This is a genomic window from Chryseobacterium sp. Mn2064 (assembly GCF_049319685.1).
Lineage (GTDB): Bacteria > Bacteroidota > Bacteroidia > Flavobacteriales > Weeksellaceae > Chryseobacterium.
In genome coordinates this window covers 193,088-205,993 of record NZ_JBMOUE010000006.1, presented here as the reverse complement: position 1 = coordinate 205,993, position 12,906 = coordinate 193,088, and the positions used below count along the sequence as shown (strand labels likewise).

Here is a 12,906-nt window from a genome sequence, read left to right as displayed (position 1 = left end):
TTAGTTTTTTTAAGTTTGGTTTGTTGCCCTTCTTAATAGATAGACAATTTATAGCTGCTAATAATTACAGCGCTTTTAAAAATTTCTTCACTTCCTCCAAATATGGATACATTACCATATCGTCTGAGAAGGCAGGAATAATTTTTCTGATCTCATCATACAACTCTTTGGTAGATGATGAAACCTTATCCTGGAATCCAAGATATTCAATAGCCTGAATAATGGTAATGGCTTCAATAGACAATACTTCAAAAGCATTTTCTATTACTTTTCTGCAGATTACCGCAGCATTGGTTCCCATACTAACGATATCCTGATTATCATTATTGTTTGGAATACTGTGAACATACATTGGATTTGACAGCATTTGGCTTTCTGCCGTAGTGGAAGTTGCCGTAAACTGTACTCCCTGCATCCCGAAATTGAAACCTAATTTACCTAAATTCACAAATGGAGGCAAAATTTCGTTGATTTTAGCATTCAGAAGATAGTTCAGCTGTCTTTCCGCAAGCATCGTCAGCTTAGTTACTACAATCTTAAGTTTATCCATTTCTAAAGAGATATAGTCTCCATGGAAGTTTCCTCCGTGATAAACATGTTGGTCTTCAACATTGATAATTGGGTTATCATTCGCAGAATTGATCTCATTTTCAAGAACTTTTTCTGTATATTCTAATGTATCCAGAACCGGTCCTAAAATCTGTGGAACACATCTTAAAGAGTAATATTCCTGTACTTTTTCCTTGAATACTTTTTCCTGTTCTTCAAAGTGAGTATAAAGGTGGTCTGCTCTTTTTCTGATCAGTTTACTGTCTGCCAGATGAGCGCGCATTCTTTCTGCTACTTTCTGCTGACCGTAATGTTTTTTTGTTCCATTCAAAGCTTCTGATAAGTGATCATCATAAGCCTGAACGATTTCATTGATCGCACAGGAAAGTCTGATAGAAATATCTGTAAGCTGATTTGCTTTATAAGCATTTACAATACCAATTCCTGACATCACCGAAGTTCCGTTCATTAAAGCAAGCCCTTCACGGATTTCTACTTTTATCGGTTCAAGCCCTTCGGTTTCAAAAACCTCTTTAGTAGATTTTCTTTCTCCTTTATAGAAAACTTCTCCTTCTCCAATTAGAACTAAAGCAAGATGTGCCAGCTGAACAAGATCACCGCTTGCGCCTACTCCTCCATGCTCAAAGATCAATGGTGTAATATCTCTGTTGATCAGTTCCTTTAAAAGGTAGATAACAGATTCATGAACTCCTGAATTTCCTAATGACAGAGTATTCAGTCTTGCCAACATACAGGCTTTCACTTCCTGTGGAGGCAATGGATTTCCGATTCCTGAAGAATGGCTTCTGATTAGATTATACTGAAGCTGATGGGTATCTTCGTCGCTGATCTTGAATTGGGCCATCGGTCCAAAACCGGTATTCACACCGTATATTACTTTATTTTTTGAAAATTCCTTTAAAAACTGAAAACTTACATTCACTCTTGACAAAAGTGATTCATCCAGTTCTATTTTTTCATTCTCAATGATAATTTTCTGAAAGTCTTTCAGCTCTAAAAAGTTATTTATTTTCATCAATTAAAAGTAATAGTTGATAATTTTGTAAAATATTAATTATTTGTCACTAATTTTGCGGCAAAGATAAAAGTTATTATTAAAATAAAAAATCAAAGATGATCAAAGAATTTGTTGACGTTCTTGTAATCGGAGCTGGACCTTCCGGATGCGTGTCTTCTTCCTACTTAAAGAAGAATAATGTCAGCGTTAAAGTTGTCGAAAAGACAAAATTTCCAAGACTGGTAGTCGGAGAAAGCTTAATTCCAAGAGTAATGGACCACTTTGATGAGGCCGGGTTGTTCCCTGCTTTAGACAAAATGGGCTTTGAAAAAAAATTAGGTGCACGTTTCCTTCGTGGCGATGAAGTCTGCATTTTTGATTTCAGCAACAAATTCGGGGAAGGCTGGGACTGGACCTGGCAGGTTCCGAGAGCTGATTTTGATAATACACTGGCTCAAGAGGTCATCAACAAAGGAGTAGATCTCGAATTTGAAACTGAAGTTATTGATATTACATTCGAAGGTACAGATTCTATAACAACGGTAAAAACAAAAGATGGAGAAACAAAAGAAATCCATGCCAAGTTTGTAATAGATTCCAGTGGTTACGGAAGAGTTTTACCACGCCTTTTAAATCTTGAAAAGCCTTCAAAACTGTCTCCACACTCTGCTATTTTCTCTCATGTACATGATATTAACAGAGAGCCGGGAGAAGAAGGAACTTTGATTTCTTTTGATATCATCGAAACTGAAGTCTGGCTCTGGGTAATTCCTTTTTCTAATGGAAATACAAGCTTAGGAATTGTAGGTCCAACAGAATATATTGATAAATTATCGGAAAACGGAGATACTGCAGAAGCCCTGAGAAAAGCGATTTCTCTTTCCGACTATTATGTAAAGCGTTTTGGAAATGTAGATTTCCTTTTTGAGCCTAAGCACCTTAAAGATTATTCTTGTTCTGTAAAAAGCTTATTTGGTGACGGATTTGCTCTTACAGGCAATGCTTCGGAATTCCTTGATCCTGTATTTTCTTCGGGAATGGCTTTTGCCACAGAATCGGGAATGTTGGCTGCAAAACTGGCTTTAAGACAGCTTAATGGCGAAAAAATAGACTGGCAAACTGAATATACAGACTATATTTTGTACGGAGTAGATGTTTTCACAACGTATGTAAAAGAATGGTATACGGGTAATCTTCAGGAATTATTCTTCCATCAGCCGGAAAACCCGGATGTCAAGAAAAAAATCTGTGCTGTATTGGCAGGTTATGTATGGAATAAAGATAATCCTTTTGTGAAAAAACATGATACAGTGATTAAAAATCTGGCTAACCTGATTAAACTTGAAAAGCAGGAACAGCAGAATTAATGATAAAAAAAACGGTCTGAAATTCAGACCGTTTTTTGTTTTATTTTTTCAAAGCATCTTTAATGTCTTTCCCTAATTTTTTCCCGGTAACTTCATACGCAGCAGCTATTCTTCCGTATTCCCAGTCAAACTCTTTGTTTCCTTTGTTTCCTTCCACTTTGTCAGCCTGTAGCTTTGCAACTACTTTTGAAGGATCCTCTGTTTCTACAAATGTAAGGGTTGCTGATAATTTCCCCGGTTGAGAGCCTATCATTCCACCGTACCACCCGGCATAGATCCACTTCGCATCTACAATAAGTGTATATTTCGTTTGGACATCTTTTTTGAAAACAATTTTTTTATTCTTTTCATTGATCCCCTTCAGAAAATAATCTCCAAATTCTGAAGATTTGAAATTTTCCCATTGAGATTTCCAGCCTTCCCAAACAGCAGGGCTTTTCTTTTTAACAATATCTTCTTTTCGGTTTTCAAGATATTGTTTTTCTGTAAGATTTTTCTCGTGGTAAGTAGCATTCTCAAATATAAACTGAACATTCACTTCGCTCTGATCTTTCAGAAAGTCAAAATTTCCGGATTCATGGTTAATTTGATTTTGAGCAAAAGCTACTGTTGTAATTGCCGTAAATACCAGCAAAAATAATTTCTTCATGGTTGTCGTATTTTTTTAAAATTTTAAAGTTGCAAATATAGATGAAAAGCCTCTCTTCAGAGATCCCAGGAACTATTTTTCAGGATAATATTTTATTTTAAAGCTCATATACTGGCTTTCTTTGTTTAATATCCCATTATTTATCAGCAAACCAGCCTATCTCAAATCTACAAATGTGATCGGCTTTCTACTGTTGGGATGAAAAACTGTTTTAGATAAAATATCAAAATCAATCACTTCAATTTTCGGACTTACTCTCAGCTTTGCCCGGAAGTGATCTCGGACTTCGTTCACAAAGTTTTCGTTATCACTTGCTGTGCTTACCCTGATAATAATTTCATCCAATCCTATTTCATTAGACTGAATAACAATCTGATAACACAAAATAGTATTGAAGTCGTTCAAAATATCATTCATTGCGGGTGGATACAGAGTCGTGCCTTTGTATTTGATCATCTGTTGCTTTCTCCCTACCACAGGTCCCAACCTCATCGTATTTCTACCGCATTGACAGGGTTCATAGTGCGCTTTTACTAAATCTCCGGTTTTAAATCTCAACAACGGAATCGCTTCCACCCCTAAAGTAGTGATTGTCAACTCTCCGTCTTCACCTTCTTTTACAGGATTTCCATTATCATCCAAAATTTCTGTAATGATCAATTCAGGATGATGATGCCCTCCGACCTGGAACTCACATTCTGTAAATGCAGTACTCATCTCCGTAGAGGCATAGGTCGAGAAAAGCTTGATATTCCACTTCTCTTTGATCTTCTGTGAAAGAATATTATCTGTAAAATCCTGATTTTTGATGCTTTCTCCAATACATACAGCCCCATACACGCTGGAATTTTTATAATCCAAACCATGTTTCTCTGCAAAATCAATCATTTTCAGGAGGAAAGATGGAACGGTAATCAGATATTTCGGTTTATATCTGAAGATAGAATCCCACTGCAATTCGGGAATTCCAGCCCCCATTCTTACAACACTTGCCCCCATTTTTCTTAAGCCCAGGAAGTAAGCAAGCCCTGCCATGAATCTTTTATCAATTGTTGTGATCATCTGTACCACATCACCTTTCTGAATCCCTGCACAGGCAAAAGATATTGCTTCATTGTAGGCAAGCCTTTCAAGATCCTCGTCAGACAATCCGAAGGTAACCGGATCACCCAAAGTTCCGGAGGTGGTACTGTAATCTACAATTTTATCCGGCGTTATACAGAAAAAATCATGATTGTATTGCTGTAAATCGTTTTTTGTGGTTGTAGGTATCGTCTGCAGATCTTCCAGAGTGTGAATATCTTCAATGCAGATATTATTTTCTCGGAAAAGCTTCTGATAAAAAGGTGAATTGTTTTCAAGATAAACCAAAAGTTTCTGAAGCTGTATTTCCTGAAACCTTTTTATTTCCTGAAGGTCTGATCTTTCAATTGAAGGATAAAAGTCCAATGGTTTTTATTTTTAAAGGACAAATTTATTTAATTAAAATGAAAAGATTTAAAGATTCATATGTTAAAAGATGATTTATCGCTGAAATGTAAAAATCTGGGTATTGATATTTCCTGCTGTATTCGTTAAGACGACCTTTAAAGTATGAGCACCCGAGCCTTTTGGGCATTTTTCATCAAACTGATAGACAAAATCGTCTTTTACGCGGGCAAAACGAAGCCATTTCCCATCGAGTTCTGCACGGAATAACACGATATCTCCTATTTTGGTATTGCCTTTAAGACGTATAGAGCTGCTGTTAATCTGCGCATTTTCTTTCCAACTGGCAGAAACAGACGGCAGAGTGTTATCAACAAAGAGTTTTGCAGTACCCAATCTGTTGAACTGAGCTTCTACTCTATCTCCGATCCATTTTCCTTTTACGGTGTTAACATCGTTTCCATAATTAACTTCTATCACTACTTTATCTTTTTCATCAGTATTCAGTTTTCTAGTGGGTTTTATTTTTAAAGTATACTCATTTTGCACCGGAATATAGGGACTTTCCAGTACAATCGCATGGGAAGCAGAATTCATTTCAGCATCTGTTTTTTCGTACATTTTGAAATTTATGGCATCGTAGACTGCATTTTTATCCAAATTAATTTCAGCATTTTCAGTCGTAATGGTTTTAGCTTCGTTGGGAATTACCGTATTATTTGAAGAAGAAACCTTCTCAACCCTATTATTGAGCTGTACTTTTGTGGTTAAACGACTCGTATTTCCATTAATATCTTTCAAAACAATTTCTATATTATGAACCTCATCGTCATCAAGATTGATAATTCCTGATAAGCTGGGAATACTATATCCCTGAAGCTTCATTCCCGGCAATGTCGACAAATGCTGAATTCCTACTTTATCTCTGATGAATTTTGAATAATCTATACAACCATTGATGTAGCGGGTATCATCATAACTTATCTTATCAATAGAGAATCCATATATCAGCTTACCGTCCATCAATAATTCTGTATGGTAAATTCCGAGATTAAATCCTTGGTCGGCTTTATCTACGGCTTTGATTGCAAAGCTTATCATTGGCGAATTGACTTTAACAATATCAGCGGAATATACACTCCCCGTTTTTTTAACAGCGATTCCGTTCGCTCCAGGCTCATAGGTACTGAAACGTCTGTCATACCAATAAAGACCACTGATGATCGGCGCAATATGATCTGGAATAGAAAATCCAAAAAGTAGCGGATTGAGGCATTCTTCAGTTTTGGCATCTCTTATTTCAAAATGAAGATGTGGCCCGGCTGATCCCCCAGTATTTCCACTTAAAGCAATCAATTGTCCTTTCGAAACAGGAAACTGATTGGGTGAAAAAGTGATATCCTGTTCCCATTTTTCATCTTTATATTGTTTTTCTTTCACATATTCATCCAGCTTATCAAAATATTTATTTAAATGAGCGTAGACTGTAGTATAACCATTTGGATGAGTAATGTAAATGGCATTCCCAAAGCCATACCGTTCTATTTTTATGCGGCTTACATAGCCTTCTGCCGCCGCAAGAACAGGTAGATTTTCCTGGCTATTTGTTCTCAGATCCAATCCCATATGAAAGTGATTGGTACGGACTGCTCCAAAGTTGGCTGCCAGCTGCATAGGAATATTCAAAGGATTCCGAAAGTAGTTTTGGGGATAATTATTTTGAGCCTGAATCATGAAATAATGAACAATACAGACAATAAGTAGTATTTTAGGGAAAATTTTCATACAGCATTTGGGTTTGTTTAGTTCTATTTAAATATACGAGATTTTAAGTAATAGTACTCTTTTTCATCCTTTATATTTAGAGGGCTAAACAAAATTTCATCAATCGACTTACCCAATCGAATAAATAATCAAAGTACTAAAACAGATAAATAGTTTAAGGCAAAATAGTAGGGTCATTATAAAAAGTGAACTATTTTTAATGATTAAAACCATGAAACTTATAAAATTTGTTTTAATATTGATGTAAAAATCGTGGTATAAAATACACTCAATTCCCATCCACGATTCATTTTCACCTTATTTTTCCTATATATTTCTGAAATTGAAGTTTTTAATAGAATATATCAAAATAAAACATATATTATAAACCGACAAATTTTAGTAAATTTGCAGACTTAATTAATCAACGATATTGAGATATTACAATGAGCCAATTTAAAGAATACAAAAACCTCAACCTTATTGACGTAGCAGAAAATGTAGCGGAATTCTGGAAACAGAATAAAACTTTCAATAAGAGTGTTGAGATTCGTGAGGGGCAACCTGAGTTTGTTTTTTATGAAGGTCCGCCTTCAGCAAACGGTATGCCTGGAATTCACCACGTAATGGCCAGAGCGTTGAAGGATATTTTCTGTCGTTATCAAACCCAAAACGGGAAACAGGTTTTCCGTAAAGCGGGTTGGGATACACACGGACTTCCTGTAGAGCTGGGCGTAGAAAAAGAATTAGGAATCACTAAAGAAGATATTGGCAAAAAAATTTCTATTGAAGATTATAACAAAGCTTGTCGTGAAGCAGTAATGCGTTACACTGATGTTTGGAACAACCTTACAGAGAAAATCGGATATTGGGTAGATCTTGAAGATCCGTATATCACGTACAAGTCAAAATATATGGAGACCGTTTGGTGGTTATTGAAGCAACTCTACAACAAAGATTTGCTGTATAAAGGCTATACTATCCAACCATATTCACCAAAAGCCGGAACAGGACTTTCTTCTGCAGAATTAAATATGCCGGGAACCTATCATGATGTTTCTGATACAACGGTTGTAGCGCAGTTTAAAGTGAAAAAAGACTCTTCTGCTCTGTTCAATGATGTAAACGGGGATGTACATATCCTTGCATGGACGACCACTCCATGGACGTTGCCATCCAACACAGCACTTACAGTAGGAAGAGATATTGAATATGTTTTGGTAAAAACATTCAACCAATATACATTTGAACCTATAACGGTTGTTTTATCAAGCGTTCTTTTACCTAAAGTATTCGGTAAAAAATATGCAGAAGGTACAGATGAAGATTTTGCTAACTATACTCCAGAAACCAAAGTAATTCCATTCAGAATTTTAAAAGAATTTACGGGTGAAAAACTTGTTGAGACAAGATACGAACAATTAGTACCTTGGTTTACACCGAATGATAATCCTGAAAATGCTTTCAGAGTAATCTTAGGTGATTTCGTTACTACAGAAGATGGTACAGGTATCGTACATACAGCTCCTACTTTTGGTGCTGATGATGCGAGAGTTTCTAAAATGGCTCAACCTGAGATTCCTCCAATGTTGGTAAAGGATGAAAGCGATAATCTTGTTCCATTGGTAGATTTACAAGGTAAATTTATCCAGGGAGCCAATGTTCCTGAATTATTTTCAGGAAAATATATCAAAAACGAATATTACGATGAAGGAACTGCTCCTGAGAAGTCTTGGGATGTAGAACTTGCCATATTGTTGAAAACGGAGAACAAAGCTTTCAAAGTAGAAAAATATGTCCACTCTTATCCACACTGTTGGAGAACAGACAAACCAGTACTTTACTATCCGCTGGATTCATGGTTTGTAAAAATGACCGCTGTAAAAGACCGATTGGTAGATCTGAATAAAGAGATCAACTGGAAGCCAAAATCTACAGGAGAAGGCCGTTTTGCCAACTGGTTGGAGAATGTAAACGACTGGAACCTTTCGCGTTCAAGATATTGGGGAATTCCGTTACCAATCTGGAGAACAGAAGATTTGAAAGAAGAAAAAATCATCGGTTCTGTAGAAGAATTATACAACGAAATCGAAAAATCTATTGAAGCCGGATTCATGAAAGAAAATCCGTTCAAAGGTTTTATCATCGGAAATATGTCTGAAGAGAATTATTCTCTGGTTGATTTACACAAAAATATCGTAGACCAGATTATCATTGTTTCAGATTCCGGAAAAACAATGAAGCGTGAAAGCGACTTGATCGACGTTTGGTTCGATTCAGGTTCTATGCCGTATGCTCAATTGCATTATCCTTTCGAGAACAAGGAAATGATTGACAACAAAAAGGCATTCCCTGCAGATTTCATCGCAGAAGGTGTTGATCAGACCCGTGGATGGTTCTACACACTTCATGCCATCGGAACTGCTGTTTTTGACTCTGTTGCTTATAAAAATGTAATGAGTAACGGACTTGTTTTGGATAAAAACGGTCTGAAAATGTCAAAATCTAAAGGAAACGCTGTAGATCCATTCGAAACGCTTTCAGTATACGGACCGGATGCTACTCGTTGGTATATGATCTCTAACGCAAACCCTTGGGAAAACCTGAAATTTGACATTGAAGGAATTGATGAAGTAAGAAGAAAGTTCTTCGGAACACTATATAACACCTATTCATTCTTTGCTTTATATGCGAATGTTGACGGATTCAACTATTCTGAAAAAGAAGTGGAAAACCGTCCGGAAATCGACAGATGGATCCTTTCTGAACTTAATCTTCTAATCAAGGAAGTGAAAGCGTTCTATGAAGACTATGAACCAACAAGAGTAGCAAGAGCCATCAGTAACTTCGTGAACGACAACTTGAGTAACTGGTACGTAAGATTATGCAGAAGACGTTTCTGGAAAGGAGATTATTCTGATGATAAAATCTCTGCTTACCAAACTCTATATACTTGTTTGGAAACTGTTGCCAAATTATCTGCGCCAATCGCTCCGTTCTTTATGGATCAGTTGTATCAGGATTTAAATAAAGTAACAGGAAAAGATAAAGTAGAATCTGTACACTTAACAGATTTCCCTGTTGCTGATGAAAGCTTAATCGATCAGGATTTGGTTGAAAAAACTCACCTGGCTCAGACTATTACAAGTTTAGTATTGTCTATTAGACGTGCGGAAAGCTTAAAAGTAAGACAGCCGCTTCAAAGAGTACTAATTCCTGTTTTAGATAAGAAAACTGAAGAGCAGATTGCTTCCGTTTCTGAATTAATTAAACAAGAAGTAAACGTAAAAGAAATTCAGTTAATCAATGCTGAAGAAGCATCACATTTAATTGTAAAACAGATAAAGCCTAACTTCAAAGCGCTTGGTCCTAAATTAGGAAAAGATATGAAAGTTGTAGGTGCAGAGATTACAAATCTGAATACAGAACAGATTTCCGCTCTTGAAAAAGAAGGAAAATTGGATATTCAGGGATACGAGATTACACCAGATGATGTTGAAATCTCTACAAAAGATATCCCGGGATGGACGGTAACTTCCGATGGAAAAACAACTGTGGCATTAGATTTGACGTTAACCGATGAGTTAAAATCTGAAGGTATCGCCAGAGAATTTATCAACAGAATTCAAAACTTGAGAAAAGATAAGGATTTCGAGCTTACAGACAGGATCAATATCTCAATAGAAGAAAACTCACCTTTTATTGAAGATATTAAGAAAAATGAGGAATATATTTCTTCCGAAGTCTTGTCAAGTAAAATAGAAATTGTATCTTCACTTTCAAATTTTAACGAAATCGAAATAGATGAGGTTAATTTTAAGATAAATGTTGAAAAAAATTAACATGTAGTTATTATATTTCAAATTCCATTTCATAATTTTATTAAAAAAGAGAAAGAATATGTCAGACGAAAGAGTTAGATACAGCGATGCTGATTTACAGGAATTTAGAGCGATCATTAAAGAAAAAATAGAAAAAGCGGAGAAAGATCTTCAGCTGATCAGAGAAAGTTTCATCAATGACCAAAATAATGGTACTGATGATACTTCACCTACTTTTAAAGCATTTGAAGAAGGTGCAGAAACTTTGAGCAAAGAGCAGAACTCCATTCTTGCCGGAAGACAGGAAAAATTCGTACGTGATCTGAAAAATGCTTTAATCAGAATCGAAAACAAGACTTACGGTGTGTGTAGAGTAACAGGGAAACTGATTCCAAAGGAAAGACTTTTGGCCGTTCCTCATGCTACCCTAAGCATCGAAGCGAAAAACATGCAGAAATAACCGCAAGGTTTGTAAAGATAATATTGGGTTTATATTGTATTGAAGAATACTTTATAAACCTAATTTTTAATGTATACCCATGAGCGAATTATTAATCTTAGGACTTATTATCGCAGTCATTCTTTTGTTTTTCAACAGAGAAGCCCTCAAAAACAGGTTTTTTCCTGAAAAACAGAAGAATTATACGATTGACGATAAGTTTAATTCTGATAAACGCGACCGGGAAAAAGAAATAGACAGACTTTTGAGTAAGATGGGCAAAAACGGAATCAACGATCTTTCTGAAAAAGACAGAAAAAGACTTGACGAGCTGTCCAAAATGTAATTTTTAAATATAAGAAATGGAATCTATCATAGTACATCCCAAAAATTCTATGGAGCTAAGCGCATTGAAAAGCGTTTTGAAAGAAATGAATATTAAATTCGAAAAGGCACATGTAAAAAGTTCGTATAACGGGCAAAAAGTGATCAAGAAGGCAACCGATAATAAAAATGTAAGAGCGACAAAACCTTCAAAACCTAAAGGAGAGTAATGAAAAAGATTCTAGCCATCACATTTTTGGTATTGTTAATTGACCAGGCTTCAAAAATTTATATTAAAACGCATTTCAATCTGGATGACAGTGTTACTGTTTTTCCCGGCTTTAAACTGACTTTTGTAGAAAACCCAGGAATGGCTTACGGGTTTCATTTCGGAGGAATTATTGGAAAATATTTCCTTGTTATCCTAAGGGTTTTCCTTATTGGCGGGATGGTTTATATGTTTAAAAAGTGGTTAAAAGAAGGCGCGTCCAACTATCTTTTGATTCCCATGGCAATTATTTTCGCAGGAGCTATCGGAAATCTTATTGACGGGATGTTCTATGGAATGATCTTCGACAGCGGAACAATATATGATCCAAGTATTGACCGTTGGATTGGTTATGGCGGAATTTCTAAAATGGTTCCTTTTGGACATGGATATTCTACTTTCATGAAAGGATGTGTGGTAGATATGCTTCACTTCCCGCTTGTAGACTGGAATGTTCCTGAAAGTTGGCCCATCATTGGAGGAAAGCATATTGAATTCTTCAAATATATTTTCAACGTAGCAGATTCTGCTATTACAGTTGGAGCTGCTTTCTTGTTGATATTCAGAAAAAAAGCATTCCCGAACGGGCTTGAATTTTAACAGATGTATTTTCGGATGAGAAAAACAATCAAAAATATTTTTAAATTTTTCCTGCTTCTTCTGGTTGCAGGAATTATTTTTATCGCCTGGGCCAATTACAGCATTAAAAAAGAAAGTGCGGCTGATGTATCTTATAATATTGCTGATGTACCGGAAGCAAAAACCGCTTTATTGCTGGGAACAGGAAAACTCCTGAGTAACGGATCCCCGAATGCTTATTTCTATAACAGAATAAAAGCAGCTGCAGATCTGTTCAAAAGCGGAAAAATTCAGTACATCATCGTAAGCGGTGATAACAGTACCCAAGATTATAATGAGCCGGAAGATATGCAACTGGCCTTGGTTCAGAACGGGATTCCACAGGATAGAATTATCCTTGACCATGCTGGATTCAGAACATTAGATTCTGTGGTAAGAGCAAAAGATATTTTCGGACAAACGAAGATTGTCATTATTTCACAAAAGTTTCATAATGAAAGAGCCGTTTTTCTGGCGAAACAGAATGGTATGGATGCCTTTGGTTATAATGCAGAAGATGTGAATAAATATGCAGGTTTAAAGACTAATTTGAGAGAGTATCTGGCAAAGGCTAAAGTATATTGGGATCTTATCCTTGGTGTACAGCCAAAATTTGGAGGGGAAAAGATTTTAATTCCTTAGTATTAAAAACAAATACAAT

General features: G+C 36.0%; 11 protein-coding genes. 7 read left to right on the top strand and 4 right to left on the bottom strand.

Going from position 1 to position 12,906, the window contains the following annotated elements:
• Positions 1-64 precede the first annotated feature (64 nt).
• Positions 65-1,585: an HAL/PAL/TAL family ammonia-lyase gene (locus ACL9RH_RS20565; RefSeq protein ID WP_422695206.1), complete on the bottom strand. Its 1,521-nt coding sequence runs from the start codon at positions 1,583-1,585 to the stop codon at positions 65-67.
• A 98-nt stretch (positions 1,586-1,683) separates the two neighbouring features.
• Here ACL9RH_RS20565 and ACL9RH_RS20560 point away from each other — a divergent pair, with 98 nt between their 5' ends.
• Positions 1,684-2,934 (top strand): NAD(P)/FAD-dependent oxidoreductase, encoded by a 1,251-nt coding sequence (locus ACL9RH_RS20560; protein ID WP_422695205.1) that lies wholly within the window; start codon positions 1,684-1,686, stop codon positions 2,932-2,934.
• A 40-nt stretch (positions 2,935-2,974) separates the two neighbouring features.
• On the opposite strand, the gene ACL9RH_RS20555 is transcribed toward ACL9RH_RS20560, so the two are convergent.
• From ACL9RH_RS20555 to ACL9RH_RS20545, 3 genes are all read right to left on the bottom strand, one after another.
• On the bottom strand, positions 2,975-3,583 hold the full coding sequence (locus tag ACL9RH_RS20555; RefSeq protein ID WP_422695204.1) for a hypothetical protein: 609 nt from the start codon (positions 3,581-3,583) through the stop codon (positions 2,975-2,977).
• A 156-nt stretch (positions 3,584-3,739) separates the two neighbouring features.
• Positions 3,740-5,032 (bottom strand): phenylacetate--CoA ligase family protein, encoded by a 1,293-nt coding sequence (locus ACL9RH_RS20550; protein ID WP_422695203.1) that lies wholly within the window; start codon positions 5,030-5,032, stop codon positions 3,740-3,742.
• Between the two features lie 75 nt (positions 5,033-5,107).
• Complete coding sequence (locus ACL9RH_RS20545) at positions 5,108-6,796, bottom strand: M23 family metallopeptidase (RefSeq protein ID WP_422695202.1); 1,689 nt, start codon at positions 6,794-6,796, stop codon at positions 5,108-5,110.
• Between the two features lie 425 nt (positions 6,797-7,221).
• Here ACL9RH_RS20545 and ileS point away from each other — a divergent pair, with 425 nt between their 5' ends.
• The 6 genes from ileS to ACL9RH_RS20515 all read left to right on the top strand — a co-directional run bounded on the left by ileS (position 7,222) and on the right by ACL9RH_RS20515 (position 12,887).
• A complete protein-coding gene (gene ileS / locus ACL9RH_RS20540; RefSeq protein ID WP_422695201.1) occupies positions 7,222-10,617 on the top strand; it encodes an isoleucine--tRNA ligase in 3,396 nt (1,131 codons plus the stop codon).
• A 58-nt stretch (positions 10,618-10,675) separates the two neighbouring features.
• A complete protein-coding gene (locus ACL9RH_RS20535; RefSeq protein WP_045501318.1) occupies positions 10,676-11,056 on the top strand; it encodes a TraR/DksA family transcriptional regulator in 381 nt (126 codons plus the stop codon).
• Positions 11,057-11,135: 79 nt separating this feature from the next.
• A complete protein-coding gene (locus tag ACL9RH_RS20530) occupies positions 11,136-11,381 on the top strand; it encodes a DUF6576 domain-containing protein (protein ID WP_422695200.1) in 246 nt (81 codons plus the stop codon).
• A 16-nt stretch (positions 11,382-11,397) separates the two neighbouring features.
• Positions 11,398-11,589 (top strand): DUF2683 family protein, encoded by a 192-nt coding sequence (locus tag ACL9RH_RS20525; protein ID WP_422695199.1) that lies wholly within the window; start codon positions 11,398-11,400, stop codon positions 11,587-11,589.
• Positions 11,589-12,227 carry a lipoprotein signal peptidase gene (locus ACL9RH_RS20520; protein ID WP_422695198.1) on the top strand — a complete coding sequence of 213 codons (639 nt, stop codon included), beginning with the start codon at positions 11,589-11,591 and terminating at the stop codon, positions 12,225-12,227. Before ACL9RH_RS20525 ends, ACL9RH_RS20520 begins: the two co-directional genes overlap by 1 nt.
• Positions 12,228-12,242: 15 nt before the next feature.
• A complete protein-coding gene (locus ACL9RH_RS20515) occupies positions 12,243-12,887 on the top strand; it encodes a SanA/YdcF family protein (RefSeq protein WP_422695197.1) in 645 nt (214 codons plus the stop codon).
• Positions 12,888-12,906: the final 19 nt, after the last annotated feature.